Origin of the sequence: Paracoccus sp. R12_2, assembly GCF_017744015.1 — a bacterium.
GTDB lineage: Bacteria > Pseudomonadota > Alphaproteobacteria > Rhodobacterales > Rhodobacteraceae > Paracoccus.
On the sequence record NZ_JAGHRA010000012.1, the window covers coordinates 21,069 to 37,149 of the forward strand.

At 64.3% G+C, this 16,081-nt stretch carries 15 protein-coding genes; 6 read left to right on the forward strand and 9 right to left on the reverse strand.

All coding sequences use genetic code 11. The annotated features are described in order from the left end of the window. Positions 1-21 precede the first annotated feature (21 nt). The 5 genes from J7359_RS14035 to J7359_RS14055 form a co-directional block, all read right to left on the reverse strand. Positions 22-387 carry a hypothetical protein gene (locus tag J7359_RS14035; protein ID WP_209057507.1) on the reverse strand — a complete coding sequence of 122 codons (366 nt, stop codon included), beginning with the start codon at positions 385-387 and terminating at the stop codon, positions 22-24. Then, a complete protein-coding gene (locus J7359_RS14040; protein ID WP_209057508.1) occupies positions 387-1,622 on the reverse strand; it encodes a glycosyltransferase family 39 protein in 1,236 nt (411 codons plus the stop codon). The genes J7359_RS14035 and J7359_RS14040 overlap by 1 nt, the downstream gene beginning before the upstream one ends. Continuing rightward, positions 1,619-3,118, reverse strand: a complete 1,500-nt coding sequence (locus tag J7359_RS14045) for a UbiA family prenyltransferase (RefSeq protein ID WP_209057509.1) — start codon at positions 3,116-3,118, stop codon at positions 1,619-1,621. Before J7359_RS14045 ends, J7359_RS14040 begins: the two co-directional genes overlap by 4 nt. Positions 3,119-3,347: 229 nt before the next feature. Then, positions 3,348-3,893, reverse strand: coding sequence for a DUF924 family protein (locus J7359_RS14050; protein ID WP_209057510.1), 546 nt, complete (start codon positions 3,891-3,893; stop codon positions 3,348-3,350). A gap of 9 nt (positions 3,894-3,902) precedes the next feature. Further along, on the reverse strand, positions 3,903-4,838 hold the full coding sequence (locus tag J7359_RS14055) for a pirin family protein (RefSeq protein WP_209057511.1): 936 nt from the start codon (positions 4,836-4,838) through the stop codon (positions 3,903-3,905). 151 nt (positions 4,839-4,989) lie between these two features. Here J7359_RS14055 and J7359_RS14060 point away from each other — a divergent pair, with 151 nt between their 5' ends. Both J7359_RS14060 and J7359_RS14065 read left to right on the forward strand, forming a co-directional pair. After that, positions 4,990-6,516, forward strand: a complete 1,527-nt coding sequence (locus J7359_RS14060) for a VOC family protein (RefSeq protein WP_209057512.1) — start codon at positions 4,990-4,992, stop codon at positions 6,514-6,516. Beyond that, positions 6,509-6,838: a GNAT family N-acetyltransferase gene (locus tag J7359_RS14065; protein WP_209057513.1), complete on the forward strand. Its 330-nt coding sequence runs from the start codon at positions 6,509-6,511 to the stop codon at positions 6,836-6,838. The genes J7359_RS14060 and J7359_RS14065 overlap by 8 nt, the downstream gene beginning before the upstream one ends. A 60-nt stretch (positions 6,839-6,898) precedes the next feature. Here the strand turns inward: J7359_RS14065 and J7359_RS14070 are convergent, their stop codons facing one another. The 3 genes from J7359_RS14070 to J7359_RS14080 all read right to left on the reverse strand — a co-directional run bounded on the left by J7359_RS14070 (position 6,899) and on the right by J7359_RS14080 (position 9,265). Further along, a complete protein-coding gene (locus J7359_RS14070; RefSeq protein ID WP_209057514.1) occupies positions 6,899-7,660 on the reverse strand; it encodes a VOC family protein in 762 nt (253 codons plus the stop codon). Between the two features lie 72 nt (positions 7,661-7,732). After that, a complete protein-coding gene (locus J7359_RS14075) occupies positions 7,733-8,275 on the reverse strand; it encodes an NADPH-dependent FMN reductase (RefSeq protein WP_209057515.1) in 543 nt (180 codons plus the stop codon). Positions 8,276-8,323: 48 nt separating this feature from the next. Then, positions 8,324-9,265, reverse strand: a complete 942-nt coding sequence (locus J7359_RS14080; protein ID WP_209057516.1) for a ring-cleaving dioxygenase — start codon at positions 9,263-9,265, stop codon at positions 8,324-8,326. Positions 9,266-9,390: 125 nt separating this feature from the next. Between J7359_RS14080 and J7359_RS14085 the strand changes: the two genes are divergently transcribed. The 3 genes from J7359_RS14085 (at position 9,391) to J7359_RS14095 (ending at position 12,139) form a co-directional block, all read left to right on the forward strand. After that, positions 9,391-10,320 (forward strand): LysR family transcriptional regulator, encoded by a 930-nt coding sequence (locus tag J7359_RS14085; protein WP_209057518.1) that lies wholly within the window; start codon positions 9,391-9,393, stop codon positions 10,318-10,320. Then, the gene (locus J7359_RS14090; protein ID WP_209057519.1) at positions 10,317-11,837 is read left to right on the forward strand and encodes a malonyl-CoA synthase; all 1,521 of its coding nucleotides are present in this window, start codon (positions 10,317-10,319) and stop codon (positions 11,835-11,837) included. Before J7359_RS14085 ends, J7359_RS14090 begins: the two co-directional genes overlap by 4 nt. Positions 11,838-11,953: 116 nt before the next feature. Continuing rightward, positions 11,954-12,139, forward strand: coding sequence for a hypothetical protein (locus J7359_RS14095; protein ID WP_209057520.1), 186 nt, complete (start codon positions 11,954-11,956; stop codon positions 12,137-12,139). A 6-nt stretch (positions 12,140-12,145) separates the two neighbouring features. Here the strand turns inward: J7359_RS14095 and J7359_RS14100 are convergent, their stop codons facing one another. Beyond that, complete coding sequence (locus tag J7359_RS14100; RefSeq protein WP_209057522.1) at positions 12,146-13,750, reverse strand: alpha-glucosidase; 1,605 nt, start codon at positions 13,748-13,750, stop codon at positions 12,146-12,148. Between the two features lie 142 nt (positions 13,751-13,892). Here J7359_RS14100 and glgB point away from each other — a divergent pair, with 142 nt between their 5' ends. Then, positions 13,893-16,079, forward strand: coding sequence for a 1,4-alpha-glucan branching protein GlgB (gene glgB / locus J7359_RS14105; RefSeq protein ID WP_209057637.1), 2,187 nt, complete (start codon positions 13,893-13,895; stop codon positions 16,077-16,079). The last annotated feature ends 2 nt before the right edge of the window (positions 16,080-16,081 follow it).

Consider the following 16,081-nt stretch of genomic DNA (forward strand, 5'->3'; position numbering starts at 1 on the left):
GTCTCTGGAATGCGGATCGGCCTAGCCTACATTGCCCGCCATCGCGGTGACAACCAGACCTGCGACGATCAGGCTGAGGCCCGCGACGCGGGTCAGGTTGATGACCTCTTGCTGGAACAGCGCGCCGACCACGGTCAGCGTCACCATCGCAAGCGCCGTGACGGCGGTATAGGTCAGGCTCAGCGAATAGATCCGGATCGCCGCGACAAAGGCGGTCAGCAGCGCGACCGCGCTGATCACCGCCAGCCACATCCATCCCGATGACAGGATCGACAGCACCAGTCGCCACAGGCTGCCGGTGTCCAGCGATTGCCCGCCCTTCTTGAGGCACAGATTCAGTGCCACGTTCGACCCCGCGGCGATGACGATCAGAAGCCAGTGGTTCATCATGCGAAGCTTGCCTTTGTCGATATCGTGCGCAGCGCACGTTTGCGGACCAGCGCGATCAGCGCGACGGCGGCCATCATCGCGATGAACGCGGAACTGGGCATGTGATACCGGTCCTCGGCCACCACGACGGCATGCAGCGAGGTGAAATAGCCCCACAGCGCCACGGGCGGGTTGAAGAACCCGGCCAACCAGCCGGACTGACGGACCAGCACGGCGATGCCCGCGAAGCCGCCAAGGAAGACCAGATACCAGTAGCCGGTCGCGATCAGCTTCAGCAGGGTCATGCCGCTGCCGCCAATCCGGGGTTCCAGGGCGTCGCCATTCCAGACCACGCCGATCGTCTCGCGGCTGTTCAGCTTGACCAGCTTGACCGCCATCAGCTTCAGGGCGTCGGCAGGATTTTCGCGGATGAAATCCTTGGCCTTTTCCTTCAGATGGTCTGCACGCTGGATCTCGGACATGGTTTCGACTTCGGGCGGCAGGGGCATGTATCCGCCATGGCTGTCCGGATTGTTGCCCATCCACAGGTTCGGTCCGAAATTGGTCGAAACCATGACCGGCGCGCCAAGCACCCGGTCATTGCGGATCGTCCAGGGCAGGGCGACCAGCAGGATCAGCAGGACGGTGATCCCGGCCTCCAGCGCGGTGATCGCAAAGCGGCGCGGTCCCTGCGCCAGATCGACCAGCGCCAGCGCCACGGGCACCAGCAGGATCACCGGTCGGACATAGCCCGCGACGCCCCAGATCAGCCCGGCAAGCATCAGGTTGGCCATCGGATGGCCCGCAGGCCGCTGCCAGAAGAACAGCCCCGCCAAGGTCAGCGCAATGAAGAACAACTCGCTGGACAGGACGGTGGTGAAGACGATCAGGTTCGGCCACAGCGCGACGATCGCCATGGCCGCGATTCCGACGGCCGCGCCGAACCAGCGTGTCGCAAGCTGATGGGTCAGCGTGATCGTCAGGAACCCGGCCAGCAGGTTCAGCGCCACAACCCCCCAGTAGCTGTCGGTGAACAGGTAGGTAAAGGCGATGGCGGCCGAGGTGCCGACCGCCCAATAGGCAGTCGGCTCGGTCGCGGTCCAGCCGTAAACGCCATGATCGACGATGTTGCGGGCAAACTGGTGATAGGCCCAGCTATCGGAAACAGGCATCACCGGCACCGCAATGGCCCACAGCACCCGAAGCACCATGCCGATGGCAAGGATGATCCAGAAAGCACGAGCAGTGGTCATGGTGTTCCCCCGCGTGCTGCAAGGGCGAAGATCAGCAGCATCACCACGCCGCTGGCGAGGCTGACCTTGTCGCGGATGGTGAAGACGATCGGATCGTCGGTCATGAACCCCCGACGGGTCAGCAACTGCATGCGACCCAGCCAGAAGAATAGCACCGGACAGACAAGCAGCAGCAGATCGGGGGTGCCGAAATGGGTCTGAACCTCGGCATCCTGAGAATACAGGGCGAAGACCAGAACGGCCATCTGCGCGGCGCCGATGGACATGGCCTGAAGGATCGGCAGATCCCCGATCAGCATGTTGCGGCCCGCCGTGGTTTCGGTTCCGCGTTTTGCCATATCCTCAAGCTCGGCCTGGCGCTTGATCGTGGCCAGCGAGAAGAACAGGAACATCGAAAAGACCAGCAGCCATGGCGACAGAACGATCCCGGTCGCAGCCGCGCCGGCCACGATCCGCAGCGTGTAAAGCGCGGCAAGGCCCAGTACATCCGCAACCATCTTGCGTTTGAGCCAGAATGAATAAAGCGAGGTCGCCGCCAGGTAGGTCACAAGAACGCCAAGGAAGGCGGCAGGCAGCAGGACTGCCGCCGCCAGCACCGACACGACCAGCAGGAACGCCGCGACGACCAGACCCTGCTGCGCGTTCGCGGCCCCCGATGCGAATGGCCGCAGGCGCTTGCGCGGATGCGCGCGGTCTGACGGCAGGTCGACCAGATCGTTGATGATGTAGATCGCCGATGCCGCAAGCGAAAAGCACAGCATCGCCAGCAGCGCGGCAGGCAGATGGCCCAGTTCCTGCGCGGTCAGTACCGGCAGCAGGATCAGCACGTTCTTGGCCCATTGATGCGGCCGGCAGGCCCGCATCAGCGCACGGGCGGGCCAGCCGCCGCCATTGCCGACCGTCTCCAACGCCGTGCCCTGGGTTCCGGCGGCCTTGCGCAAGGGGTTCCCGGCGCGCACGCCATAGGCACGCCGCGCCAGCGCCCAGACCGGCAGATCGGTCTTGCTGTCGCCGACATAGTCGAAACCGGCCCCGCCGAAATTCTCGACCAGGAAGCGTGCCTTGGCCTCGCCCCGCAGATTGCCCTCGACGATCGGGCTGCCGGTGCCCAAGGCAAGATCGAACAGGCCAAGATGATTCGCCACCGCCTCGACCTGCCGATGATCGGCGGCCGAGATCAGCGCGACGGGGCGGCCTTCGTCGCGTGCGGTCCGGATCAGGTCCAGCACATCGTCGTCATAGGGCAATGTGGCGGCATCGATCAGGTGGCGGTCGGCCACATGACGCTTGAACCCGGCTTTCCCGTCGCGCAGCCACACGGGCAGGCGCAGCGCCTGAAGCGGGTTCTGCGCCAGAAGGCCCAGAACGCCTTCGTGCAGCGTGTCAGTCCGGCACAGCGTGCCATCCATATCGACGATCAACGGCACGGCATCGGACGCAAAGCCCGCGTTGCCACCCGCGTCCAGAAGTTCGGCTTGATCGGGATGTGCCGTCATAAAGGGCGGCCTCGGGTCGGGACGAAAAGACAAAGCACGACACGTCACTTTCTCGGGCCCGTCGCGAAGGGCGGGCGGTTTACTCGGAACACATACAAAAGCGCGGATGGCGCGGACAAAACCTAACCTCGCGGCGGTTTTGTCGCAATCTTTAATGCACGCAAAGGTTTACCGAATCGCCTGTCTCTATAGTCAGGTTTGCGGAAATGCCGGCCTTCGCGCGGCCTTTCTAGAACCCGTCATGGGTCTTTAGGAACTCGGTCTCCTCGGGCGTGTTCTCGCGTCCCAGGACGGCGTTGCGATGCGGGAAACGGCCGAACCGGGCGACGATGTCGCGATGTTCGCGCGCGAAATGCAGCGAATGTTCGTTCCCCAGCGCCTCGTAAAGGCTGACCGATCGTTCCTGATCCTGCAGATCCTCGCTGTGCATGAAGGGCAGATACAGGAACTGCCGGCGGGTCGGATCAAGCTGCTGATCATGACCATCGGCCAGCGCCTGACGCGCCACGGTCAGCGCCAGATCGTTGCTTTCAAAGCTTCGCGCCGATCCGCGGAACATGTTGCGGGGAAACTGGTCCAGCACGATCCCCAGTGCCAGCGCGTCTTCCGGCCCGTCCAGCCAGTGTTTCAGACGCCCGGCATGCGCGGCCTCGTAGGTCTCGCCGAAAAGCTGGATGATCTGGCGGTCGATGTCGTCGGATTTCTTGAACCAGAAGGGCTGCATCTGGTCGGAAAACCAGAAATCCCGGACGTCCTGCGGTGTCTTGACGGACATGTCTTCTCCTTACTCGGGCAGCGGAATGAATTCGTCTCGATCGTTCAGGGGCAGGTCGAACTGGCCAAGACCCCAGCGCGCCTCGCGCCATTCCCGCTTTGCCTCTTCGATCTTCTCGCGCGATGAGGCAACGAAATTCCACCAGATATAGCGTGGCCCGTTCAACGTCTCGCCGCCAAGCGCCATGATGCGCGCGCCCGCGTCGCCAGCCTGCACGGTGATCGCATCGCCGGGCCGGAACACCATCATCTGCCCGGCCTGATATTCCTGTCCGGCGATGCGGATGCTGCCTTCGGTGATATAGATGCCGCGATCTTCGTGATCGGTCGGCAGTGGAAAGCGTGCGCGGGGTTGCAATACGACATCCAGGTAGAACGTGTCCGAATACAGCTTCGCGGGCGCGGTCTCGCCATAGGCGCGGCCAAGGATCAGCCGCGCTGCGACACCCTGGTCGGCGATTTCGGGCAAACTATCCTTGCCGTGATGTTCGAAGCTGGGCGCGATATCCTCGTGGCTTTCAGGCAGGGCGATCCAGGTCTGGATGCCGAACAGACCGTTCGGTCCCTGCCGGGCCGCATCCGAGGTGCGTTCGGAGTGGGTGACACCCTTGCCCGCAACCATCCAGTTCAGCGCGCCGGGCCGGATGATCTGGTCGCTGCCGATACTGTCGCGATGGTGGAAATCGCCGCGATACAGATATGTCACGGTGCCCAGCCCGATATGCGGATGCGGTCGCACATCAATCCCCTTGCCGGTCAGGAACTCGGCCGGGCCGGCCTGATCGAAGAAGATGAACGGGCCGACCATCTGGCGCTTTGGAGCGGGCAGCGCGCGGCGCACCTCGAAGCCGCCTATGTCGCGGGCACGCGGGATAATCAGCGTCTCGATGGCGTCGGGTCCGATCTCATCGGGGCAGCCGGGGGTCAGGGCGGGATTCCAACTCATGCTTTCCTCCTGTGTCTGACACAAGAATGGTGCCAATTCGTCGAACAGCCAAGCGGCTATGCGTTCTGTTTTGACGAACGCCGGGTTGGTGGGCAAGGTGCTGGCCGGGCGTCTGTCGGTCGCCCATCTTGATCGGGAAAGGAGGTGCTCCATGACCAGTGGAATGCATCATGTCACCGCGATCACGCGCGACGTTCAGGCGAACGTCGATTTCTGGATGGGTTTTCTTGGCCTTCATCTTGTCAAGCAGACGGCAGGCTTCGAGGACGCGGATCAACTGCACCTATTCTATGGCAACGCCACGGGTGCGCCCGGCACGCTGGTCAGTTTCCTCGTCTGGCAGGATGGGGCGCCAGGACGTGTGGGGCACGGTCAGGTGGCCGAGATCGCGCTGGCGATCCCGCGCGGCCGGATCGGCGACTGGCTGACCCGCGCCATGCAGCACGGTTTGCGCATCGAGGGTCCGACCCGCGAGTTCGATGAGCCCGTTCTGAGACTGAAGGATCCCGATGGTATTATCGTCAAGCTGGTCGGCACCGATATCGCCGATACCGGCTGGCCGGCCGCGCCACACCATCTGCGTGCCGTCACGATCTGGTCCGAACTTCCCGAACAGACTGCCGCGTTCCTTGCCCGCTTCGGCTATGAGACCGGGCCGGTCGAGGCGGGGGTGACGCGCCTGATCTCGGACAGCGACGTGCTGGATATCCGCGATGTCTCGGGCTTCGTTCCGGGCATTCCGGGCACCGGGATCATCGATCATGTCGCGCTGCGAATGCCTGACGTCGCCGCGATCAAGGCGCATCGCGCCACGCTGGAGACTCGCAATCTGGGCGAGGTGAACGTCCATGACCGGAAGTATTTCACCTCGCTTTACGTGCGCGAACCTGCCGGCACGCTGGTCGAACTGGCGACCGATGCGCCGGGGATGACCGCAGACGAAAGCGAGGATCGTCTTGGTCGGACATTGATGATCCCGCCGCATTTTGCGGACCGCGCGGAAGATCTGCGCGTTTCGCTGCCGCAATTCGCCCGTCCGGGCGAGGAAAGGACCGTGATGAGACAGCTTCCCTTTACCCATCGCATTCATCGGCCCAACGGTGCCGATGGCTCGACGCTGGTGCTGCTGCATGGCACCGGCGGGAACGAAGCCGACCTGATGCCGCTTGCCCATCGCATCGCGCCCCGCGCTGCGCTGCTGGGGGTGCGTGGCCGTTCGATCGAGGAAGGTGTTGCGCGGTTCTTCCGCCGCACATCGATGACCAGCTTCGATCAGGACGATATCCGGTCCGAGGCGGCGGCCTTTGCGGCCTTCTGGGACGGGGCAATCGCTGCCTATGGACTGGATCGCGACCAGATCACGGTCCTGGGCTATTCCAACGGCGCGAACTTCGCTGCGGCGGTGATGGGCCTGTCACCGGGCCTGATCCAGCGCGCGATCCTGCTGCGGCCCATGGCCGTGCTGACGGATCTGCCCCAGGTCGATCTGGCCGGGACGCATGTAGTGAGCCTGTCGGGCGAAAGGGATCCTTATGGCGCCTATGCACCGGCGCTGAACGACTGGCTGGGCAAGTCGGGTGCCGATCTTGATGCCCGCACCGTCGCGGCAGGGCACGAATTGTCCGAGGCCGATCTGACGGTCGCGCAAAGCTGGATGGAAGGAGAACGGAATGACTGAGATCACCGTCACGAAGGAAGAAACCGGACCCCGCAGCGGGCGATACGTCGCCCGTGTCGCAGGGATCGACGCCGAGGCCGAACTGACCTTCACGCATCGTGGCGAGGGCCGGATCAGTGCCGACCATACCGGCGCGCCGGACCCGCTGCGCGGCAGCGGCGCGGCGGGCACACTGGTGCGGCACATGGTTCAGGATGCGCGACAGAACGGTTTTCGGATCATCCCGATCTGCCCCTATGTGCAGGCGCAGTACGCCAAGCATCCCGATTGGGCGGATGCGTTCACGACCGCACCTGGCGAAAAGCCGAAACTGCGCGGTTGATCAGCGAGGGCGGCTTCGGGGCGACAGCCTCGGGGCTGCCGCTGTTCGAATCCCCTCGTTTCAGATGAAGCGGAAGTGCGTTCCCCAAGGATCCTGGGTCATGCTTCCGGCGCGGGGGTGATGCTTGACGATCACCTCGGCCAGGCCGGTCATGTTGGGATCGCGCGGTCCCGCACCCCGGCTGTTCCAGACATTGCCCGCCAGATGGTGATGATAGCCGTTCCAGCCATACCAGGCGCCGCCCGGCGCATCGAAGGTCCGGGCAAGACCCAAGTCATTGCGAAAGAAGTCGTCGGCCCGGTCAAGATCGCCGACCTGCAGATGGACATGTCCCACCGTAGCGCCTTGCGGCGCGCCCTGCCAGTCGCCGGACGCGGCCGCGGCCAGATCATCCAGATCCAGCCGCATGGTGAACATCTCGATCCGGTCGCCTTGCCGGGACCAGTCCTGCTGCGGCCGGTCGCGATAGATTTCGATGCCGTTGCCTTCGGGGTCGTCCAGATAGACAGCCTCGCTGACGCCGTGATCGCTGGCGCCGGTCAGGCGCACGCCCGATTGTGCGGCATGCCGCAACCAGCGACCCAGATCGGCGCGACCCGGCAACAGGAAGGCGGTGTGGAACAGCCCCGGCTGACGCGGATCGCGCGGCGGCGCGGCGATGTCGCGGCGCAACTCCAACAGGACCCGGTCGCCCGCGCCAAGACGGCAGGTTTCGCCGTCTCCCCCGTGCGAACTCAGACCCAGCGCGGTTTCATAGAACCGCGCCATGCCCCGCAGATCACGCACGGTCAGGGCGACATGATCAATCATCGTCTGGGTCATTTCGTCCTCTGGTGAAGGGATTGCACGGTCGGGCAACCGGCTGTCAGCCGATTGCCGCAACAGCCTGTGGTGTCACCGCAAGGTCGCGGCAAAACCGCCGATGAAATCGGCAAGCCGCTGACGGGTCTTGTCGTCGGTCAGGTTGCCGCCCTGATCGAACAGATCGCCCGCGCGCGAGACCATCAGCCGTCCTTCGTGCCACGGCATCGTGTTCAATGTTCTCAGCACCTGCAGCCAGTGGGTCTGGGCCAGGGTCGTGCCGAAATTGCCCGGCGAGGCACCCATCACCGCGACCGGCTTGCCCTTGAACAGCCTCAGCCCTTCGCCGCGCGACATCCAGTCGATGGCGTTCTTGAAGACGCCCGGAATGCCGTTGTTGTATTCCGGCGTCGCCAGCAGCAGGCCGTCGGCATCGGCCAGCTGATCGGTCAGACGCTTTACCGCCGGCGGCGTGCCCGATGTTGCCTCGGCATCGCCGTCGTATAGCGGCACCTCGGCAATCGAACCGATCACGATCTGCACGCCTTCGGGGGCGGCGTCGCGCGCGGCACGCAGCAGGCCGGAATTGTAGGAGGCGCGGCGCAGGCTGCCGCTGAGTCCGAGAATCGTGGTCATGCCCTTCTCCTTTGGGTGGCCGGGCGCAGCGGGCGCCCGGTCGTCGTATCAATCCAGCGGCTTCAGCCCGGCCTCGATCCGGGCGCGCTTGCCTTCAAGGAAGGGCGGCAGCGACAGGCCTTCGCCCATCGTTTCGCGCGGCTCGTCCACATCGAAACCGGGATCGTCGGTGGCGATCTCGAACAGATTGCCCGCCGGCTCGCGGAAGTAAAGCGACCGGAAATAATAGCGTTCGACCTCGCCCGAGTTCGGCAGGCGAAACTGTTGCAGACGTTTCGCCCATTCGCTCAGCTCGGGCTTGCCCGGCACGCGGAAGGCGACGTGGTGGACGCCGCCAGCGCCCTGCTGTGCGACGGGCAGTCCGGGCTGGACCGCGACATGCAGTTCGGCTGCCGCGCCGCCTTCGCCCATCTGGAAGACATGCACGCTGCCCTGCCCATCCGGGCTGGCATAGTCGCGGATCTTGCGCATGTTCATCACCTGCGTCAGCACTGCCTCGGTCGGGGTAAGGTCGGGGACCGAGATCGTGATCGGCCCCAGTCCGCGGATCTGGTGCTGTGCAGGGACCGGGCTTTTCGCCCATGCCTCGGCGTCGGGCTGCGGGGCCGCGACAAGGCGCAGGCGCTGACCTTCGGGGTCTTCCACGTCAAGGCTGGGGCGGCCGTCCAGCGTCACGATCCTGCCGGTCGAGACGCCCAGTTCCGCGAGGCGCGCGGCCCAGTAGTCCAAACTGTCTTCGGCAACCCGCAGCCCTGTGCGGCTGATCGAATGCGTGCCACGGGCTTCGCGGCCCACCGGCCAGTCGAAGAAGGTGATGTCGGTGCCGGGCGTCCCGGCGCTATCGGCGAAGAACAGGTGATAGGCCGACGTGTCGTCCTGGTTCACGGTCTTCTTCACCCGGCGGAGGCCAAGCGTTTCGGTATAGAACCGGTTGTTTCCCGGCGCATCGGCCGTGATCGCCGTCAGATGATGAATGCCCGTCAGCTGCATGATGCGGCTCCTTTGCGGTTGCTTGGGTTCAATATGGCCGGGGGCGGTCGTTCGTGGCACCCGGCGCATGGGCAAAGCGGCGTTCGGATATTGCGAACGGCTGGCGGGCGGGTATTGTTCCGCGCATGAATTGGCGGATCGCGGACATACAGACCTTTCTGGCGGTGCTGGATGCTGGCAGTATTTCGGGCGCTGCCGCGCGCGCCGATCTGTCGAAATCGGTCGTCAGCAAACGGATCAGCGATTTCGAGGCCGATCTGGGGGTGCCGCTGTTCACGCGCCACGCCGGCCGGATCGCACCGACCGACAATGCGCATGCGCTGGCCGATCGCCTGCGCCCGGCATTGGCCGAACTGATCGCGGCGACCGAAAACGTCGCGGGCAGGGACGCGCCCCTGCGCGGCAGGTTGGCGGTCGCGGCCCCGATGAGCTTCGGCATCCGCCATCTGGGCCCCGTTATCGCCGGGTTCGCCCGCGCCCATCCCGAGGTCGAGATCGTGCTGGACTATGATGATCAACTGGCCGATCTGGGGCGCGCGGGCTTCGATGTGGCGTTGCGGATCGGGCAGATGAAGGACAGCACGCTGATGGCACGCCGCCTGTGCGAGGATCCCCATGTGCTTGTCGCCAGCCCGGATTATCTTGCGTTGCATGGCGCGGTTGAAGATGCCGCCGATCTGGGCCGCCACCATGCCATTGGCTATCTGAATGCGCGGCTCGCCGATACATGGCCCTTCGGCGACGACGTCGCGCCGCCGCCCATCGGCAGGATCACCGCCAATAACGGCGAGGCGATGCGCGATCTGGCGATCGGTGGGCTGGGTCTGGCGCTGTTGCCGTTGTTCATCGTGCACGATGCGCTGCGCGATGGGCGGCTGTTGCGGCTGTTGCCGAACCTGCCGCAGCGTGCCATGCCGGTCAGCGTGGTGTGGCCGCCGATCCGTCCGATGCCGCGCAAGACGCGCGCCTTCATCGACCACCTGGCCAACGCATTTGCCGAAGATCCACCCTGGCAACGCGGGCTGGATACCGCACAAACCGGGGAAACCGCATGACCACCAATACCTTGTTCGACGCGCTGATGGGCTCGCATCGCGAGGACGACCGCGCCGCGCTGATCTTGCCCGATAGCCGGACGATCAGCCACGACGCGCTGTACCTGCTGTCGGGACGATTGGCGAACCTGCTGGTGTCCGAGGGGGTCAAACCCGGCGACCGCGTTGCAGCGCAGGTCGAGAAATCGCCCGAGGCGTTCGCGCTTTATCTGGCCACGCTGCGTGCGGGCGCCGTGTTCCTGCCCTTGAACACGGCCTACACCTCTGCAGAGATCGCCTATTTCGTGGGCGATGCCGAACCTGCGTTGGTGGTCTGCGATCCGTCACGTGCGGACCAGCGCGCCCGGTTCATGGATGGCGACACGCGGCTGATGACGCTGGATGCCCAGGGCAAAGGCAACTTGATGGATGCCGCGACCAGCCATCCCGAGACGCATCGGCCTGTCCCGCGCGAGGGGCGCGATCTGGCCGCGATCCTTTATACCTCGGGGACGACGGGGCGATCCAAGGGCGCGATGCTCAGCCATGACAATCTGCTGTCCAACGCGCGTGTGCTGATGGACGCATGGCGGTTCACCTCGAACGACGTGCTTCTGCACGCGCTGCCGATCTTTCACACCCACGGTCTGTTCGTCGCCGGCAATGTTGCGCTGCTGTCGAGCGGCGCGATGATCTGGCTGCCGAAATTCGATGCCGATGCGATCATCAGCATGTTGCCGCGTGCGACTGCGATGATGGGCGTGCCGACATTCTACACCCGCCTGCTGGACCGGGCCGATTTCGACCGTGACCTGGTCTCTCGTATGCGGCTGTTCACCTCGGGTAGTGCGCCGATGCTGGCCGAGACGCATCGTGCCTTCACCGATCGGACCGGACACCGCATCCTTGAACGCTATGGGATGACCGAAACCAGCATGTCGACATCGAACCCCTATGAGGGGGATCGCCGCGCGGGAACGGTCGGGCTGCCGCTGCCCGGTGTGGAACTGCGGATTGTCGGGACCGACGGAAGACCGGTCGCCGAAGGCCAGGTCGGCATGATCGAAGTGCGTGGCTGCAACGTGTTCCAGGGTTACTGGCGGCTGCCCGAAAAGACCGCCGAGGATCTGGCGGCGGATGGCTGGTTCACCACAGGGGATCTGGGCACGCAGGACGCCGACGGCTATGTGACCATCGTCGGGCGCGGCAAGGACCTGGTGATCTCGGGCGGGTTCAACGTCTATCCCAAGGAGGTCGAGGAACAGATCGACCGGATCGACGGCGTGCTGGAAAGCGCCGTGATCGGCGTGCCGCATCCCGATCTGGGTGAAGCCGTGGTGGCAATCGTCGCGCGCCGGCCGGGCGCCGATCCCGATCCGCAGACGCTGATCGACGGGCTGGCCGACCGGCTGGCGCGGTTCAAGCAGCCGAAGAAGGTCGTGATCGTGGATGAACTGCCGCGCAACACCATGGGCAAGGTCCAGAAGGCGGCCCTGCGTGCGGAATATGCCAACCTGTTCGGACCGGCATCCGGCTAGGGCAGTCAGGGCTGTCACGATCCCGATGGGAAGGGCCTTGTCCGGCCGGTGGCACCGGGTGTTTGTTCAAAGAAGAAGCGGCGTCGGCGCGGTTCGGCGACAGGAAAGGAAAAAAGATGCTGGTTGACCCGAACGCTCCGTTCTTTCGCGCGGCCTGGGTGCGCGTGCTGTGCGTTGTGCTGCCGTTCCTGTGGGCCGGGATGGAACTGTGGCACGGCAACGCGTTCTGGGCGATCCTGTTCGGGGCTGCCGGGATCTATCTCGGGCTTGCGCTGTTCGTCTGGCGCAAGCCCGAGAAATAGACGCGATCAGGCCGACAGGGCCGGTGCGCCTTCCAGCCAGGCAAACCCGTTGGCGGGCAGGCTGAGCGTCTTGCCCTGAAGGCTTGCCCGTGACGGGCCGGCAAGTTCCGTCTTGTCGCGCAGCGTCAGGTGGTGCGCCTTGGGCGACAGGTTGTAGATGCAGGTCAGGGTTTTTCCGTCCCGCGTCCGGCGCAGCCCGAGGAAAGGTTCGGGCAGGTCCAGGAACTCGGTCTCGCCCCAGCGCAGGGCAGGTTGCGATTTCCGGAACGCCAGCGTGTCGCGATAGGCACCCAGCACGCTGTCATTCGCAGATTGCTGCGCGCTGACCGCCCGCGCGGACTGCGGGGCCTTCACGGGCAGCCAGGGCGTGCCGTCGCTGAAGCCGGCATTCGGCTGGTCTGCGTCCCAGACCATGGGTGTTCGACAGCCGTCGCGTCCCTTGACCTCGGGCCAGAAGCGCAGGGCAGGCGGGTCGGTCAGTTCGGCATAGACCAGTTCGGTCTCGGTCTGGCCCAGTTCCTCGCCCTGATACAGGCAGATCGTGCCCGGGAACGACGCCAGCATGGCAATGGACTGGCGGGCCAGCGTGTCCGCATCCTCGGCGTGTTTCAGCCAGCGCGTGACGTGGCGCGGCACGTCATGGTTCGAGAAGGACCAGCAGGAATGGCCGTCCGGCGCGCCGTCATGCACGCCTTCGATCGTGTGGCGGAAATGCCTGGCGGTAAATTCCGGGCTGAGCATCTCGAAGCTGTAGCACATGTGCAGCCGGTCATTGCCGGCGGTGTATTCGGCCATGATGCGGATCGCTGTCTCGCCGCCATCGCCGACCTCTCCGACCATCATCCGGTCGTCATATTCGTCGGTCAGCGCCCGCATCCGCTTGAGGAAGGCGATGTTTTCGGGACGGTTCTTGGAATAAATATGCTGCTGGAACCCGTAGGTTTCCGGGCCGGTATGGTCCGGGTTCGGCGGGTTGTCGCGCAAATCCCGGTCATGGAAATAATAGTTCACCGTATCCAGCCGGAATCCGTCGACGCCGCGTTCTAGCCAGAAGCGCATGGTTTCCAGCAACGCGTCCTGCACCGGCTTGTGGTGAAAATTCAGGTCAGGCTGCTCGATCAGGAAGTTGTGCAGGTAATACTGCCGCCGGCGCGGCTCCCACTCCCAGGCTGGGCCGCCGAAGACCGAGGGCCAGTTGCTGGGCGGTGTGCCATCGGGATTGGGATCGGCCCACACATACCAGTCGGCCTTGGGATTGGTTCGGTTCTGGCGCGACTCTTCGAACCAGGGATGCTTGTCGCTGGTATGGCTGATGACCTGATCAATGATGACCTTCAGCCCCAGATCATGGGCGCGGGCGATCAGTGCGTCGAAATCGGCCAGGGTGCCGAACAGCGGGTCGATGTCGGTATAATCCGACACGTCATACCCCATGTCCTTCATCGGCGACGTGAAGATCGGCGACAGCCAGATCGCGTCGGCCCCCAGTTCGGCCACATGGTCGAGGCGCCTTGTGATGCCCTGCAGATCGCCGATTCCGTCGCCGTCGCTGTCCTGAAAGCTGCGGGGATAGATCTGATAGATCACTGCGTCGCGCCACCATTCGGCCATGGGCTGCCTCCTTGTCTTGCGGCAAATCGGGGGGATTCGAAGCGTATTCAGCATCACTATAGCCGGACGGTGCAAGAGATGTTAGCGTTAACTGGCGCATTGCCCGAATCTTTGCGCAGGATAGAGTGAGGTCATGAGACATATGCCGAATCCTGCCCCGATCGATCAAAAGGACCGTGCGCGCCTTCGCGACGGTCGCCACGACCAGCCTTTCGAAGTGCTGGGCCCGCACAAGCGCGGGCGCAGTATCTGGGTGACGGCCTTTCAGCCCGATGTATCGGCGCTGAGCGCGCTGACGAAGAAGGGCGAGGTGCCGCTGGAGCGGGTCGAGGGCGATCTGTTCGCGGGCAAGGTGGGGGCCGGACCCTATCGGCTGAAGGCGCGGACCGGTGGTGGCGTCGAATGGGAATTCGACGATCCCTATCGCTTCGGTCCGGTGCTGGGGGACATGGACCGGTATCTGATCGGCGAGGGCACGCATCGTCAGCTTTGGCACGCGCTTGGGGCGCATACGACTGACCATGAGGGGGTCGCGGGCACGCATTTCGCGGTCTGGGCGCCGAACGCGCAGCGCGTCTCGGTCGTGGGTCAGTTCAACCAGTGGGACGGGCGACGCCACCCGATGCGGCGCGTAGGCACCAGCGGCGTGTGGGAGATTTTCCTGCCGGGTGTCGGTGAAGGCGAAATCTACAAATACGAGATTCTCGGCGCCGATGGCAGCGTCATGCAGAAGGCTGACCCGGTCGGCTTCGGCAGCCAGCACCCGCCCGAAAAGGCAAGCGTGGTGCGCGATATCTCTGGCTATGGCTGGCATGACGGCGACTGGATGGCGACGCGTGCCGATGCGCAGGATCGCCGCGCGCCGATCAGCGTCTATGAGGTCCATCTGGGCAGCTGGCGCAGGCGCTGGGACGATCACGGGCGTCCGCTGTCCTACAAGGAACTGGCCCGCGACCTGGTCGCCTATGCGACCGACATGGGGTTCACGCATCTGGAATTGCTGCCGGTCAGCGAATTTCCGTTCGACGGTTCGTGGGGGTATCAGCCGGTCGGCATGTATGCACCGACGATCCGCTTCGGTCCGCCGCACGAATTTCGCGATCTGGTCGATGCCGCGCACCAGGCGGGGCTGGGCGTGTTGCTGGACTGGGTGCCGGGGCATTTCCCGACCGACGCGCACGGGCTTGCGCGGTTCGACGGAACATCGCTTTACGAACACGCCGACCCGCGCGAGGGGTTTCATCAGGACTGGAACACCCTGATCTACAATTACGGCCGGACCGAGGTTCAGAATTACCTGATCGCCAACGCCCTGTATTGGATGAAGGAATACCATATCGACGGGCTGCGCGTCGATGCGGTGGCCTCGATGCTGTATCGCGACTATTCGCGCAAGGACGGCGAATGGGTGCCCAACAAGCATGGCGGGCGCGAGAATCTGGAAGCCATCGACTTCATGCAGAACATGAACGTGGTCAGCTATGGCGAATGCCCCGGCATCATGACTGTGGCCGAGGAAAGCACGTCCTTTCCAAAGGTCTCGGCACCGGTTGATGCGGGGGGGCTGGGATTCGGGTTCAAGTGGAACATGGGCTGGATGAACGACACCCTGCGCTATATCCAGCAGGATCCGGTGCACCGGAAATACCATCACGACCAGATGACGTTCGGCTTGATGTATGCGTTTTCGGAAAACTTCATCCTGCCGATCAGCCATGACGAGGTGGTCCACGGCAAGGGCAGCATGCTGCGCAAGATGCCGGGCGACGAATGGCAGCAATTCGCAAATCTACGCGCCTATTACGGATTCATGTGGGGTCACCCAGGCAAGAAGCTGCTGTTCATGGGCTGCGAATTCGCCCAGCCCGAGGAATGGAATCACAACGGCGAACTGAACTGGCACGCGGCCGAACAGCCGCTGCACAAGGGGGTTCAATCGCTGGTGCGCGATCTGAACCGGCTTTATCGCGACACGCCATCCCTTCACGTTCTGGACTGCGATCCGGGTGGCTTCGAATGGATCGCCACCGATCCGGCTCAATCGACCTATGCCTGGATCCGCCATGGCAGGGCGGACGACGCGCCAGCCGTGGTGGTTTGCAACTTCACCCCGGTCCCTCGCGAGGGATTCAGGATCGGCGTTCCGCAGGCCGGACGCTGGCGCGAGGCGATCAACACCGATGCCGCGATCTATGGCGGCAGCGGCAAGGGGAATCTTGGCGGCGTGCAGGCGGACGGGGGACCGCAGGATGGGCAGCCCGCATCCATGGCAGTCACGTTGCCGCCGCTGTCGGTGGTGATCTTCACTGCCGATCAACAGTCATCCTGAGG